The sequence below is a fragment of the Thermodesulfobacteriota bacterium genome, assembly GCA_035559815.1.
Classification (GTDB): domain Bacteria; phylum Desulfobacterota_D; class UBA1144; order Nemesobacterales; family CSP1-2; genus DATMAT01.
In genome coordinates this window covers 52,370-66,570 of record DATMAT010000063.1, presented here as the reverse complement: position 1 = coordinate 66,570, position 14,201 = coordinate 52,370, and the positions used below count along the sequence as shown (strand labels likewise).

The following is a 14,201-nucleotide window of genomic DNA, read 5'->3' as shown; positions in this document are numbered from 1 at the left end:
TCTTTATCCTGCATCATGTATCATGCATCGCCTTATTCACTAAACTCATGTATGTACGCGGCTAAGTGCTCAAAATGAACAAACCAAATCCTCCTAAAAACGACCCCAAGACGATTTTCGGCTGGTGTATGTACGACTGGGCCAACTCGGCATACGCTACGACCGTTGCCGTAGGACTTTTACCGGTCTATTTTGCCTCAGTCGTTGTCGGCCCCGACGGGATAAGTATCGGCGGTACGGTCTACAAAGCCACCACCCTCTGGGGAATTGCTATTGGCGTAGCCGCTATCATCACATTTCTCCTGGCACCGCTCCTAGGCGCCGTGGCCGACTTTGCAAACGCCAAAAAGCGTTTTTTGCTACTCTTAGCCTACACCGGCTCACTCTTCACCATATTACTTTTCTTCTCAAAGTCAGGGGATGTGTGGAGCACACTCACATTTTTTGTCATCGCTCAGATTTGCTTTATTGGCGCAAACGTCTTCTACGATGCGTTTCTACCGGTTATAGCCACCGATGAGAAAATGGACATGGTCTCGGGTAAGGGGTTTTCCTACGGCTACGTCGGCGGGGGGCTTCAGCTCGCCCTATCTTTCGGCCTCGTTGCTTTTCATCACATATTCGGGATTTCCCAAACCCAAGCGGTAAGGATCGGCATTCTTGGCGCCGGGCTCTGGTGGGCCGGATTTACATTATTTGCCGCAAAAGCCCTTACCGAAGATAACCGCCCCGGGTCTCTTCCTAAAGGCTATGAGGGCTTTAGGTTCATCCCTGCCGCATACGCCGCCGTCGGTTTATCCAGGCTTATAGAAACCACAAGGCGCGTCCGAAAGTTTAGACACCTGGTCCTCTTTCTTCTCTCCTTCATGCTGTATAACGACGGTATTCAGACGGTGCTCAACATGGCCACCATCTATGGGAAGGAAGAGCTCAAGCTCTCTACTACACACCTTCTCATCACCGTTCTCATCATTCAGGCCGTTGCCTCGGTCGGGGCGATTGCGTTCAGCAAGCTGGCAGAACTTGCCGGCACGAAAAAGACGATTATGGCGACACTTCTGCTCTGGTCGTTTATCGTCGTATACGCCTACTTCATTAACACGACCGCCCAATTCTTTGCCGCCGGGGTTATGGCCGGGCTGGTGATGGGCGGCTCACAAGCGTTAAGCCGCTCGTTCTACGGCTCTATGATCCCGGAGAGAGCGAGCGCAGAGTTTTATGGTTTTTATACCGTTTTCAGCAAGTTCTCCGCAATCTGGGGCCCTTTTGTGTTTGCTGGAATAAACCAGATGACCGGAAGTGCCAGAAATTCCATTCTCTCTGTCATCATATTCTTCATACTAGGCCTTGTTCTACTACAATTCGTCGACGAAAGAAAGGCGCGGCAGGCTAGGAACTCGGACGTTTTTTAGCGCAGAAGGATACTAGCAATTTTTCTCTCTTTGTTATTGTGGGCGCCGGCACTATCCCTCCTCCTCGTCATTGCTATAGCGAAGAAATCTCGTCTTTCTTTCAACGGGCTGCTTCATCTCCTTCGCTTTCCTCAGGGTCCTCGCATTGATACCCAATGTTGCAATCTGCCTCACCTTCATTTATTCCCCTCATCCTATTTTATTCCGTCATTGCGAGCCGCCGTCTTTTGGCGGCGTGGCAATCGCGTATTTAGATTGCTTCGGTCGTGGAATTTATTCCTACGCTCCGCTCAGGACAGGCTCTGAGTTTACCAAAGGACTCCCTCGCAATGACGTGCCGGAGAGGGACTGCCTCGTCACGAGTTTGCCCTGAGACTGCTGAAGGGTTCCTCGCAATTGACCTGAAACCATAACTGCGACAACGAAGGGTTTCAATCAAAATCTGGGTATTTTTCAAATAACAAAATAGATTTTTTGCAATTATATCAGTAAGTTAAATAGCATCTATGTTACAATGTGCTCCTTTTTAAATTCAAAAATAGTCAGCCCCTACCATCCTAACCTCCTGCCAATATTGGACTTAAAAATAGACCTTGACAATCTCTTTTGGTATCTGTTAGATTTAGATTCACAAGCTTAGGGGGGAAGCTTACCAACCTATCTACCTTAAAAAGTTATCCACAATCTGTTGATAAGCTGTGGAAGAGTTGTTTTCTGTTTTGGAGGATTCGGAGAGTCTTGGCTACTAGCAAAAGGGTGACATTAGGCCGCAATCTCAAGTCCCTATTCTCTGACCAGTATGGAGAACCCGCAGGAAAAGGAGAAACAAGCTTTATAGCTCCAGTACTATCCCAGGGCCATACATCCCACAGCCCTAAGGAGACAAACAGGCTAGAGAAGGTGGCCTGGGAGGATGTGCTCGAAAGAATAAAGAAAAAGTCGAACCCCCAGGTGCTTTTCTGGTTTACCCCTCTCAAATTAATCTCACAAAACGAAGACTCTATTACCCTAAAGGCCAATAGCCAATTCGACACTGACTGGATAAACAACCATTACCTGGATTTTATCACCGACACGGTAAAAGAGGTTTACCAGAGGAAATACCAGGTAAAGATTGTATCGGAAGCCGCAGGGGCCGTGCAGGCTCAGGAGGAAGAGGAAGACTCGGCGCCGAGAGGACCATACAAGGAAGCCCTGTTCACCGGCATCCTTAACCCGAATTACGTTTTTGAGCGCTTTATCGTGGGACCCAGCAACCAATTTGCCCACGCTGCTTCCACTGCCGTGGCCGGAAGGCCGGGAGAAATCTACAACCCACTTTTTATTTACGGCGGCGTAGGCCTGGGGAAGAGCCATTTAATCAATGCCATCGGTAACTACGTACTCAGGAACACGTCCAGAATGGCCCGGGTGTGCTGCATATCCGCTGAACACTTCACCAACCAGGTTATTAACAGCATCAAGTCCAACAAGATGGAGCACTTTCGGAATACTTACCGGTTCGGCTGCGATGTACTGCTGATAGACGACATACAATTCATCGCTGGTAAGGAAAGCACTCAAGAGGAGTTTTTCCATACCTTCAACACGCTATACGAATCAAAAAAGCAGATAGTAATTACTTGTGATAAATCCCCTAAGGACATGACCTATCTGGAAGAAAGACTGAAATCGAGGTTTGAGTGGGGATTGATAGCGGATATTCAACCTCCGGAGATAGAAACGAAGGTGGCGATACTCAAAAACAGGGCCGAATCCGCTGGGGTATCGCTTCCCAACGACGTGGCCATATTCTTGGCCGAGAGCATTACATCAAACGTCCGGGAACTAGAAGGAACCCTAAATAATATAATTGCCTACACCAGACTCCTTAACACAGAAATCAACACAGACCTGGCCAAAGAGGCGCTCAAAAACATAATAAAGGAACAGGGTAGAAGAATACTGAGTATAGAGTCCATCCAAAAAGAGGTAGCTAACTTCTTCGGGATTAAAATTCAAGACTTAAAATCGGAGAGGAAACAGAAAAACATCGCCGAACCTAGGCAAATTGCCATGTATCTAGCCAGAAGATATACCGGGGCATCCTTCCCGGAGATAGGAGAAAAATTCGGCGGCAAAGACCACTCTACGGTAATCCACGCCGTCAGAAAAATAGAGACACAGATGGGCCAAAACTCAACCCTCAAGAGCAGAGTAGATTTGGTATCCAGAAAAATCGAGGCTTTGAGAAGTGGATAATGCGTGGAAAAAGCTGTGGGAAAAACTGTGGAAGAAATTGTGCGTAAAAAAACTGTGGATGGATGTGGATGCAATAATGAGCTTGTCAACAGGCTAATCAACACCAAAAATGTCGTGATATAGGCAGGTTAAAATACTTATCCACAATATCACAGCCACTACTACTGCTACTACGATCTTTTAATATAATAGCTAAATCAGCAGAGGTAGAAAAAATGAAATTCAAAGTAGATGCGTCGAGATTTTCAGAAAGGCTTGGACTAATTCAAGGAATCACGGAAAGAAGGGCAACCATGCCTGTTCTCTCGCATGTCTTGGTCGATGCATCCAAGAATAAGCTAGGGCTTACTGCTACCGACCTAGAAACAACCATGTGCGCCTGGTGCAATGCCGAAGTTACCAAGACAGGCAGCATTGCTTTACCGGCGAAAAAGCTCTACGAGATTGTGAAGGAGATACCGCACGGCGAGGTTGAAGTCGAGGAAGTCGGAAACCACTGGGCCCGCTTAAGTACGTCATCGGCGATGTTTAAAATAGCCGGTCTACCCAGCGAAGATTTCCCGTCGATTCCATCGGTTTCCTCTGAACATCTTTTCTCTATCGAGAGTTCTGTTATTGACGATATGGTAAATAAGACCATTTTTGCTGTTTCCCCTGATGACCTCAGAAGGAATCTAGCCGGGATTTATTTTCAAAAGATCGGTAAAAAGAGTCTGAGATTAGTGGCTACCGATGGCCACAGGCTTTCACTTGTCGATAGAAACACCAAAAGCGATATCCGGCCGGATTGTAATGCGGTAGTTCCTAAAAAAGGGGTGGCAGAGCTTAGAAAGATAGTGAAGCTATCTGAAACCATGCAGATAGGTTTTGCCAAGAACTTTTTTGTGGCAGAGAGCGACGAAATAATACTCATTGTCAGGCTTATAGACGCTGAATTTCCGGACTATAAGCAGGTTATTCCTGAGGCTACCAAGAGTACAATTACGGTAAAACAAGCTGAGTTTTTGAGTGCGTTGAGGAGGGTTTCCTTACTTTCTTCAGATAAAACAAAGAGTGTAAAGCTCAGCCTAAGCGACGACGAGATGACATTGGCGTCGGTATCTCCAGAGATAGGCGAGGCCAAGGAGGTCGTCCCGGTAGGGTTTAAGGGCGACCAAATCGAAGTAGGATTTAACGCTCGATACTTGATGGACGTTTTAGAAGTCATTGGGCAAGAGGAAGTTCTTCTGGGAATTACCGATGACTTAAGCCCGGCGGTAATCAAGCCGGTTGGAGAAGAGAATTATATATCCGTGATTATGCCAATGAGGGTATAATTGATTTTAGATTTCGGATTGCGGAATACGGATTAAAAAATTTAAATCCGAAATTCCAAATCCGAAATCCGCAATTAAATGCTGGACCTCATCTTCCCAAATGTCTGTCCATTTTGTGAATACCCTTCAGGAGACAGAGAAGTATGCAAGAGATGCAAGGGCCTTATAGTTTACATAAACGAGAGATCCGTCTGTCTAAGCTGCGGGGTTCCATTCCGCGTGGCCGAACCATCCAACGTGGATCACTTTACCGGTTCGAGCCCCGGTGATTGTCCGGCAGATGGGCAACCACACCGGGTTGACGCAGTGATCCCTAGAGATATAGCCGATAGACATTTTTGCGGAAGATGTCTTCGGGGAGAGTTTAATTTTCTAAAGGCCCGTTCGGTAGCCTACTATGATGGATTGTTACGGGATATGCTCCACAAGTTTAAATACAATGGAAAGCTAAGCTTGGGACGAGTTCTTTCACGTTTGATGAGCGAAAACTATCCAAAAGACATGGAGGAGGTGGAGTTAATAGTCACCGTTCCCCTTCATGTAAGCAAACTGAGAAAAAGAGAGTTCAATCAATCGGTGATTCTAGCCTCAGGCTTAACCAGGAAGCTGGGTGTACCCCTTGACCCGTTCGTAATGGTAAAACTCAGGGAAACAAGGCCTCAGGTCGAGGTTTCTGACGAAGGGGAGAGAAGGAGAAACGTTAAGGGTGTTTTCTCCGTGGTAAATCCGGTTGCGATTAATAGAAAATCTTTACTGCTGGTAGACGACATATTCACTACCGGTTCCACCGTGAACGAATGTGCCCGGGTGCTTCTTCAAGGAGGGGCTTCTAAAGTACAAGTCTTAACTCTCTTGAGGGCTTCCCAGAGATAATTTACTTTATTGACTTTAAAAACTATTTGCTTTAGAGTTATTTGCTATAATTAAGTTATTTACTTAAATTGAATTGTTCGACCTAAAAATTGGAATATTAATTAATATAATAGATGTATGGTAAATACCTAGGACTGGACATTGGAAGCGACTCTATAAAAATCGCTCTCGTTAAAAGGGGACTCCGGGAAACAAAACTACTCACCAGGGTGAAGATTAAGACCCCAGAGTCACCTAACCAGGTATCGGAACTAGTCGACGCCATATTCACGCAAAATTCTTTTCCCCGGGGAGATATTGCCACTTCCATCCTCAATCACCCCATATCTATCCGGGTGCTAAACTTTCCCTTTTCCGACCCCAGGAAAATCGACCAGGTATACCAGTTTGAGCTAGAAAACGTGACCACATTTGACCCTCTGGATAAGGTCCACGGATATCAAATTGTCAAAACCGAGAAGGGTAGCGAAGTCATAGTCTGTATGTTCGAGAAGGAAAGCCTGAAAGGACTAATGGAATTTTTTGACCGGGGAGGGATTGACCCGAGGGTAGTGACTTATGCCCCGGTTGCTTTTAGCTCGCTGGACAGTTTTCTTGTGCAGGAGAGGCCTCTGGTCTTGATAGATATTGGGGCCAGCGACATGAACTTTACTCTTTTTGATAAGGGCGGGGTTAAACGGGTAAGGTCTTCTTCAAAGGCTGGAAATGCAGTCACAGAGACAATAAGCAAGACACTCCGAGTCCCTTTGGAAGAGGCAGAGTCCATAAAGCTAGGCGGGCTTGAGGGGTATAACCCGGAGGTGGTTAGGGAAGCGCTTACTCCCTTGCTCGGCGAGGTAAAAAAGACCATTCAATTTTTTGAAGTTGAGCTTAGGGAAGAGGTTAAAACTATCCTTCTATCCGGGGGAACGTCGCTAATGCCTGGTATCACCAACTTCATGGGGAAGGAACTTAAGAAGGATGTGAAGAAGCTCTTCATCCCGGAGCTGGGTGATGATTCCACCGTTTTTGCCGAGTCCTTCGCCCTCGCTCTATACGGATGCACATTCAGCAAGGGTAACCTGGACTTGAGAAAGGGGGAATTCAAATACACGGGTAAGAATGAAGAGCTCAGAAAAACCTTCTTGGCGCCAGCCGTGCTCTTTCTAGTTTTATTGTTGTTGTCCATGTACCAATCGGGCGCTGGCTATTTTGAGCTTAAGGACAGGATAAGCAAGATGGAAGCACAGATCGAACAAAACGTGAGAGAGACCTTTCCCGATGTAAAGATAATTCCGAAGCCGGCGGCGTTCATGGAGAGCGAGGTCAAGAAGGTGAGGGAACAGTTGGGGTTGATCGAAGGGATACAGGGAAGCTCCACCCCGCTGAATATTCTAAGGGACATATCGGCAAATATTCCACAAAGAGTGAAATTGACGGTGGACGAGGTCAATTTTCTGGATGATTCGACGGTGAAGGTTCAAGGCAAGTGCAATTCATACGATGAGGTTGCTCGGATAGAGAAGGCTCTTTCCGACTCAGGCTTGTTCAAAAAAGTGAATAGGGACTCCACCGAGACTGCGGTGAATAATACGATAAAATTTCAAATATCCCTGGTATTGAGATAAATGGACATAAATAATTTTTTTGAATCTATTAAAAATCTTTCAAATCAGTGGAGTGAAAGGATACAGCGTCTGCTGGCATCGGAGAGGGACAGAAAGGCGGTACTTTTAGGCGCGGGAGTACTCTTCATATTAATCATCTACATAATCTTTCAGTCTTTTTCATCGGGAAAAGCGAGGCTGGAGAAGAAGGCAATTGCGCTGGAAGCGGACTTAAAAAGAATCCAGTCACTCCGGCAGGAATACGTCGAGTCTAAGCGCAGGCTAGAAGAGGTTACAAGCAAGATAAAAACGGAGGATGTGGCTTTAATATCGGTCGTGGAGAAGGTTTTGGTGGATGTCCAGGTCGACAGAAGCAACTTTTCCATTAGTTCCCGTACCGACACTTCCGGTGATTTATACGACGAAAAAAGCGTAGACGTGGATATAAAGAAAATACCCCTCAACAAGGCGGTGGAGCTGCTCTACAAGATTCAGACAAATCCCAATTTTCTAAAAGTGTCCAAATTTCGAATACGGACCAGGTTTGATAACCCCAATTTGCTCGATGCTTCTTTCCGAGTGTCTACTTTTAAATTCAAACAGGTAAGCTAAGATGAAAGAAAAATTATTAAAATCCAGATACCTTGGCCGTTCATTATACGCCCTATTCTTCCTGTTTGCATTTTTGGTGTCCTTTTACCTGACTATACCCTTAGAAGACCTGAAGGATAGAATCGCTGGTGAAATAGAGGCCAGGACCAGTCTCGAAGCCCAGATAGATAGGGTAAGCGTTTCCCCCATTTTCAACATGAAAATCCATAACATTACGCTCTACAAGGCCGAAAAACCTGTCCTGGGCATTGAGGAGTTGAAACTTGCCCCGTCACTTTTCGGTCTTCTCATCTCTGATAAATTAAAGCTTCCTTTTGAGGCTCATCTTTTGGGAGGGAAGACCATCGGGACGATAGTTTATAATCCAAAAACAAACAAGTTAGAGGAGGCTCAGGCAAGGATAACCGGTATTAATGTAGAAACGATTCCCTCTATAATTGCGATTGATTTTGGCAGGGAGACACCGTCCTTCCATGGCCTTCTGGAGGGGGATTTTTCTGTCACATTCCTGCCTCCGGCAGATGGGGAATTCGCCTTCAAAGTCAGTAGCCTGGGGATTAAAAAATTGAGGATTAAAGGCCTAGTGCTCCCCGATTTTGATGATATCCAGTCCAACTTGAGGGGTAGCATAGAGGGTAACATTACTAAAATTGAGGAGTTAAGGTTCAAGGGAGACGGCGTTGACCTCATGCTTACCGGGACTGCGCCTATTCTTTGGAGCATAGAGAAGGGGGGCAAGGTCGATCTCTGGATGCAACTTCAGCTAACCGGGCCCAAGCAGGAGGTCTTCAAGAAGTTTCTAGCATCGTACCTGGCTCCGCAGGACGATGGAAGTCTTGGAGCCAAGATCGCCGGTACCTTTTTCAATCCCAGATTAGTGAAGGAGTCGAGCAACCCGAGCCGGTTTTAGCCCTGGGCTTGATTGATTACTATGGATAGAGAATTGGAGAAAAAGCTTCGTAGGGAAGGTTTCTCGAACATCTTTGTATGGCAGGACCGTCCGAACGCCTTTTATCCCGACCATACACATTCCGGCGTAACCGCCCACATAGTCTTGGAGGGTGAAATCACTGTCACCTGTCAAGGAGTCACCAGGACATACAAGGCCGGAGACCGGTTTGATGTTCCAAAGGAAACCGTACATTCGGCCAAGATAGGCCCCGAGGGCTGCCGCTATGTAATCGCTGAAAAGTAGCCGACCATAATTGACGGCAACCGTCAGTACCGTGGTTTCCTAGCGGGAATCCATAACTTAAAAACCTAAGGTGTCCGACCTACTCATGATGGGATTCTTTTTGTATACTGACTGGAGCTTTGGTGCAATTACGCAAAACATTCTTTGAGCATTTGACTGGGTGGCTAGTGTAAGTCAACCGACTATATTTTTCCATACTTTTCCCGTCATTTTATGCTATGCTAACTCTGAGGAGGTATAGATCATGAATAAGTATTCTCTATTTAAGGCAATTTTTGTATTTTTAGTACTTATGTTCAGTGTTTTCACTCGAGCCGAGGAGAAGGGGGTTACAGTGGAGGAGGAGGAAATGACTATAAAGGGGCTGGGATTTGACCCGCAGGCCCAAACCCCGGTCGTGCTCCTTTCGGACAAGGAGAATAAAAAGGTTTTACCCATCTGGATAGGCCTCTGTGAGGCAAGGTCCATAGAGCTCGGCCTTTCCGGTGAGGTAGCGCCTCGTCCGCTCACTTACGACATGTTTGCGGCAATAGTGAGGGCAATGAAGGGAAAAGTAGAGAGAATAGTAATTGTAGACCTACGCGACCAGGTTTTCTACGCTCAGATTGAGGTGTCTTTGAACGGCTCGGTATCGAAGGTGGATGCTCGTCCCAGCGATGCCATAGCCCTGGCATCCCGTATGGGGGCGCCGATATTCGTGAAGAAGTCGGTTTTAGAGAGGGCGGCACCTCCAGAAACGGAGGGTGAGAAAAGAGGAACTTAGCGATTGCGGATTGCAGGTTTTAGATTTCGGCTTTAAAATCTTTATTCCGCAATCCGAATTCTAAAATTGAGAAAAATAATGAGTTCTTCAGAAGCTTTAGAAAATCTGCGAAAAAGGATAGATGAGATAGATAGAAAGTTACTCGAACTCCTGAGCGAGCGAGGGCGGGTTGCTATCGAGATAAGTAAGCTCAAGAAGGAGAACTCGTTCAGTGTATATGACCCGGCCAGGGAGAGAGAGATTGAGAAAAATATCACAAAGATAAACAGGGGCCCTCTATCTAAAGAGTCAATAATTTCTATTTTCCGGGAGATTATCTCCGGTTGCCGTTCCATTCAGAATCGGGTCAGGATTGCCTATCTGGGACCGGAGGGCAGCTTCTCGCACCAGGCGGCTTTTCATGAGTTCGGAGCATCGGTCGATTTTGACCCGGTTCCTAGCTTTGAGGAGGTTTTTGAGGAGGTGGAGAAACATAGGGCGTCTTTCGGGGTTGTGCCCGTGGAAAACTCCATGGAAGGTTCGGTGGGGGGAGTTCTCGACCGTTTTATAGCATCTGACCTCAGTGTTTCATCGGAGTTTTTCGAAAGGGTCAGCCATTTCCTACTGTCTAAGACTGACGATATAAAAAACATCGAAGTGGTTGCCTCACACCCACAAGCCCTTGGACAATGCAAGAGATGGCTGAGCCATAACCTTAAACATGTAGAACTCCGTGAGACCACCAGTACGGCAAAAGCGGCGCAGCTTGCCTCACGCGATAAGAAAATAGCGGCCATAGCCGGAGAGCTGTCCGCAACTATTTACAAGCTGAAAATACTGGAGCGACACATAGAGGACAACCCGGGGAATACGACTAGGTTTCTGGTAATCGGACGTATGCATTCCTGCCCAACCGGGTCGGACAAAACATCGATAGTGTTTTCTCTAAAGGATGAACCGGCCGCGCTTCAAAAAGCACTCCTACCCTTTGCTGAAGCTCAGATAAATCTGACCAAGATCGAATCTAGGCCATCCAAAGGAAGGCCGTGGGAGTACGTTTTCTTCGTCGATTTCGAGGGTCATAGTGAAGACGAAGGGATTCGGAGTGTTCTTTCCGCAGTGGAGAAAAACTGTATTTTCTTGAAGGTCTTGGGCTCTTATCCCAGTGGGAAAAGCGAGTGAACTAGAAGAAATTGGCTAATATTTTTTGAAAGGATTAGTAGAAGCGAAGGGCTGTATTCTCTACAAGAGAGCAAAACGCCTTCCAACTAATAAGACTAAGCTTCCTTCCGGATTCTAAATTGAGATACCTTTCTGGTATTATATAGACCGATCTCAAACCGTCTACGCTACTTCTGGAGGACTCATTGATAAAGCCAAATGAATACGTAAAAGACCTGATTCCGTACGTTCCGGGAAAGCCGGTTGAAGAGCTGGAGCGCGAGCTGGGGATTAAGGATGCAATAAAGATTGCCTCGAATGAAAACCCTATCGGCCCATCTCCGCTGGCGATGAGTGCCGTATCAGAGGCCTTGGTTAAAATGCACCGCTACCCGGATGGGGATACATTTTATCTCAGGCACAAGCTTGCCGAGAGGCTAGGGGTAAAACCGGATGAGCTCATTTTCGGAAACGGCTCGAATGAGATAATAGAACTAGTTGCCCGGACCTTCATGAAACCCGGTGATGAGGCGGTCATGGGAGAGTTTGCATTTATTGTTTTTCCAATAGTCACGCAGGCAGTCGGGGCAAAGGCGGTTATATCCCCGATGCCCGACCTTACTCACGACCTCCGGGATATGTTTAAGCGAATCACCGCTAGGACAAAGACGGTGTTTATCGCAAACCCGAATAATCCTACCGGCACTATGGTAAGAAGAGAAGAGCTAGAGTGGTTTTTGGATAGGGTATCGGAAGACATAATCGTGGTCATAGACGAGGCCTACTTTGACTATGTGGATGACCCGGGTTATCCCAATTCGCTTGACTATCATAAGCTCGGGAAGTGCATTATTACGGTCAGAACCTTCTCCAAAATTTATGGACTTGCCGGACTGAGGCTAGGATTTGGGGTTTCTTCGGAGGAGATTATCTCTTACATGAATCGGGTAAGGGAGCCTTTTAACGTAAATTCCCTGGCGCAGGTGGCCGCCTATGCCGCCCTTGACGATAATGAGCATGTGGCCAGGTCCAGGGATATTAACAAGGAGGGACTGGCCTATTTAACCGATGAGCTTAGAAAAATAAATCTTCCCTTTGCCCCATCCTTCACCAACTTCATACTGGTGGATTTGGGTTCTGACGCAATCCCTGTTTACGATGCCCTCCTTAGGGAAGGGGTGATAGTAAGACCTGTTGGGGGATACGGACTTAAAACCCATATCCGGGTGACAATTGGATTGCCCCGGGAGAACAAGAGGTTTATCAAGGCTATTAAAAAGGTGCTAGAGAGATGAATTCGAGATGAAGTGGAAAAAGATCGGCATAGTCGGTCTCGGCCTCATAGGAAGTTCGCTAGCCTGGGCTTTAAAAAAGACAGGACAGGTGGGCGAGGTTTGTGGGGTTGATATAAATGAAGAGACTCTGGAATATGCTGCCAGAAAGGGGATAATCGACTCCGGCTCTAAAGAACTTGAAGATGCGGTCAAACATTCGGAAGTCGTGGTGGTCGCTACTTATGTATCCACTATTCCCACGATAGCTAGGACGGTTTCATCCTTAGCTTCTGAGGGAACAATCGTCACAGACGTGGGAAGCGTCAAGGGAAAGGTAGTTAATGAGATCGAGGGCTTTTTACCGCCTCATCTTTATTTTGTGGGCGGACATCCCATAGCCGGAACGGAGCGCTCTGGGGTCGAGGCTGCCGATTCCGGCCTTTTTCGTGGAAAGAGATGTATTCTGACGCCCACTCCGAAAACCAACCCGGATGCTTTGGCTAAGGTGAAAAATCTCTGGGAGTCTGTCGGGTCTCGGGTTTTCTCGATGGACGTAGAAACCCATGACCGGGTCTTTGCCTTCGTCAGTCACCTTCCTCATGTGGTTGCCTACGCCCTGTTGAACTCGATCGCATCTCAAGAAGAGTCCGAGAATATGCTCGAATTTGCCGGCGGAGGGCTAAGGGACTACACCAGAATCGGCGCAAGCTCTCCTGGCATGTGGGGTGAGATATTTCTCAGCAACAAGGAGAACGTATTGACAACTATAAAAGAATTCAAGAAGGCTCTAGGAGTGATAGAAAGGATGGTCGAGGAAGAAGATTTGAAGGGCTTGACGGAGGAGCTTAGACTAGCGGCAGGGGTTAGAGAACGTATAAATAAAAAAACAATTCCTTGACATAGTTTGTATAGTTGGGTTAAAGTTTAGAAACCATGAAGGCGATAAATATAGCGATTCTCATCCTGGTATTGCTTACCTTAGGGCTTAACGCCTGGATAGCGAAAGACCTTATCAATCTCAAGAACGATCTTAGTGACCAGAAAAATCAAATAGCTACTGCCCTACAGGAAATGAAAAAGATACAATCTCCAAAGGCTGCCGCCCCAGCCCAGCCGGAGCAGCCGAGTGAGGTCAGGGTAAGCATCGAAAACGCCCCAATGAAGGGCGACCCCAAGGCGCCGGTGACTATTGTGGAGTTTAGCGATTACCAGTGTCCGTTCTGTAGAAGGTTCCACCAGCAAACACTTCCCCAGATTGAGGAGGAATACATAAACAAGGGAAAGGTAAGATATGTGTTCAGAGACTATCCCTTAGATTTTCATAAACAGGCCGTGCCCGCAGCGCACGCGGCGAACTGTGCCGGCGAACAGGGAAAGTACTGGGAGTTCAACGACTTCTTATTCGAGAATCCGGATAAGCTGGACACTGCAAACACGCTAAGTTTTGCCAAAGGGGTAGAGGGCCTCGACTATGAACAATTCGAGAAATGCGTCAACGAGAAAAAATTCGAAGCCAAGATAAACAAGGATCTCGAGGACGGCCGGAAGTATGGGGTTAGGGGCACTCCCAGCTTTTTTGTGGGCAAAACCGAGGACGGAAACGAGTTAGTCGGCTACTACATAAGGGGCTCGATGCCTTTTCCAGTATTCAAGACTCAGATCGATAAGCTCCTGGAAGAAAATAAAAGCTAGTGCTTGACCGTAAAGGGCTTTTCCCTCCTGAATACTTTTTCTTTCTAACCCCCGATGGTTATTGACATAATAAAACATCAGATATAAACTTGCCGGA

At 46.8% G+C, this 14,201-nt stretch carries 14 protein-coding genes; 13 read left to right on the top strand and 1 reads right to left on the bottom strand.

Translation table 11 applies throughout. The annotated features are described in order from the left end of the window. The first annotated feature begins 74 nt into the window (after positions 1-74). Positions 75-1,412, top strand: coding sequence for an MFS transporter (locus tag VNN20_15405; GenBank protein ID HWP93579.1), 1,338 nt, complete (start codon positions 75-77; stop codon positions 1,410-1,412). A 51-nt stretch (positions 1,413-1,463) separates the two neighbouring features. Here the strand turns inward: VNN20_15405 and VNN20_15400 are convergent, their stop codons facing one another. Further along, positions 1,464-1,592, bottom strand: coding sequence for a hypothetical protein (locus VNN20_15400; GenBank protein HWP93578.1), 129 nt, complete (start codon positions 1,590-1,592; stop codon positions 1,464-1,466). A 558-nt stretch (positions 1,593-2,150) separates the two neighbouring features. On the opposite strand from VNN20_15400, the gene dnaA reads away from it, so the two are divergent. From dnaA to VNN20_15340, 12 genes are all read left to right on the top strand, one after another. Continuing rightward, positions 2,151-3,653 (top strand): chromosomal replication initiator protein DnaA, encoded by a 1,503-nt coding sequence (gene dnaA, locus VNN20_15395; GenBank protein HWP93577.1) that lies wholly within the window; start codon positions 2,151-2,153, stop codon positions 3,651-3,653. A 215-nt stretch (positions 3,654-3,868) separates the two neighbouring features. Then, complete coding sequence (gene dnaN / locus VNN20_15390; protein HWP93576.1) at positions 3,869-4,969, top strand: DNA polymerase III subunit beta; 1,101 nt, start codon at positions 3,869-3,871, stop codon at positions 4,967-4,969. Between the two features lie 219 nt (positions 4,970-5,188). Next, positions 5,189-5,842 carry a ComF family protein gene (locus VNN20_15385; protein HWP93575.1) on the top strand — a complete coding sequence of 218 codons (654 nt, stop codon included), beginning with the start codon at positions 5,189-5,191 and terminating at the stop codon, positions 5,840-5,842. A 113-nt stretch (positions 5,843-5,955) separates the two neighbouring features. Next, positions 5,956-7,449, top strand: coding sequence for a pilus assembly protein PilM (gene pilM, locus VNN20_15380; GenBank protein ID HWP93574.1), 1,494 nt, complete (start codon positions 5,956-5,958; stop codon positions 7,447-7,449). Continuing rightward, a complete protein-coding gene (locus VNN20_15375) occupies positions 7,450-8,040 on the top strand; it encodes a hypothetical protein (protein ID HWP93573.1) in 591 nt (196 codons plus the stop codon). 1 nt (position 8,041) lies between these two features. Next, a complete protein-coding gene (gene gspN / locus VNN20_15370) occupies positions 8,042-8,950 on the top strand; it encodes a type II secretion system protein GspN (protein HWP93572.1) in 909 nt (302 codons plus the stop codon). Positions 8,951-8,971: 21 nt separating this feature from the next. Next, a complete protein-coding gene (locus VNN20_15365; GenBank protein ID HWP93571.1) occupies positions 8,972-9,235 on the top strand; it encodes a cupin domain-containing protein in 264 nt (87 codons plus the stop codon). Between the two features lie 244 nt (positions 9,236-9,479). After that, a complete protein-coding gene (locus VNN20_15360; protein ID HWP93570.1) occupies positions 9,480-9,998 on the top strand; it encodes a bifunctional nuclease family protein in 519 nt (172 codons plus the stop codon). A gap of 78 nt (positions 9,999-10,076) precedes the next feature. Next, positions 10,077-11,159, top strand: coding sequence for a prephenate dehydratase (pheA, locus tag VNN20_15355; GenBank protein ID HWP93569.1), 1,083 nt, complete (start codon positions 10,077-10,079; stop codon positions 11,157-11,159). Positions 11,160-11,344: 185 nt separating this feature from the next. Then, positions 11,345-12,433, top strand: a complete 1,089-nt coding sequence (gene hisC, locus VNN20_15350; GenBank protein ID HWP93568.1) for a histidinol-phosphate transaminase — start codon at positions 11,345-11,347, stop codon at positions 12,431-12,433. Between the two features lie 7 nt (positions 12,434-12,440). Then, positions 12,441-13,310, top strand: coding sequence for a prephenate dehydrogenase/arogenate dehydrogenase family protein (locus VNN20_15345; GenBank protein ID HWP93567.1), 870 nt, complete (start codon positions 12,441-12,443; stop codon positions 13,308-13,310). Positions 13,311-13,345: 35 nt separating this feature from the next. Then, positions 13,346-14,104 carry a DsbA family protein gene (locus VNN20_15340; GenBank protein HWP93566.1) on the top strand — a complete coding sequence of 253 codons (759 nt, stop codon included), beginning with the start codon at positions 13,346-13,348 and terminating at the stop codon, positions 14,102-14,104. The last annotated feature ends 97 nt before the right edge of the window (positions 14,105-14,201 follow it).

Bases quoted from the DNA above. Each gene is read 5' to 3' on its own strand.
- VNN20_15405 (HWP93579.1), top strand. From the start codon at position 75: ATGAACAAACCAAATCCTCCTAAAAACGACCCCAAGACGATTTTCGGC.
- VNN20_15400 (HWP93578.1), bottom strand. From the start codon at position 1,592: ATGAAGGTGAGGCAGATTGCAACATTGGGTATCAATGCGAGGACCCTG.
- dnaN (HWP93576.1), top strand. From the start codon at position 3,869: ATGAAATTCAAAGTAGATGCGTCGAGATTTTCAGAAAGGCTTGGACTA.
- pilM (HWP93574.1), top strand. From the start codon at position 5,956: ATGTATGGTAAATACCTAGGACTGGACATTGGAAGCGACTCTATAAAA.
- VNN20_15375 (HWP93573.1), top strand. From the start codon at position 7,450: ATGGACATAAATAATTTTTTTGAATCTATTAAAAATCTTTCAAATCAG.
- gspN (HWP93572.1), top strand. From the start codon at position 8,042: ATGAAAGAAAAATTATTAAAATCCAGATACCTTGGCCGTTCATTATAC.
- VNN20_15365 (HWP93571.1), top strand. From the start codon at position 8,972: ATGGATAGAGAATTGGAGAAAAAGCTTCGTAGGGAAGGTTTCTCGAAC.
- VNN20_15360 (HWP93570.1), top strand. From the start codon at position 9,480: ATGAATAAGTATTCTCTATTTAAGGCAATTTTTGTATTTTTAGTACTT.
- pheA (HWP93569.1), top strand. From the start codon at position 10,077: ATGAGTTCTTCAGAAGCTTTAGAAAATCTGCGAAAAAGGATAGATGAG.
- VNN20_15345 (HWP93567.1), top strand. From the start codon at position 12,441: ATGAAGTGGAAAAAGATCGGCATAGTCGGTCTCGGCCTCATAGGAAGT.
- VNN20_15340 (HWP93566.1), top strand. From the start codon at position 13,346: ATGAAGGCGATAAATATAGCGATTCTCATCCTGGTATTGCTTACCTTA.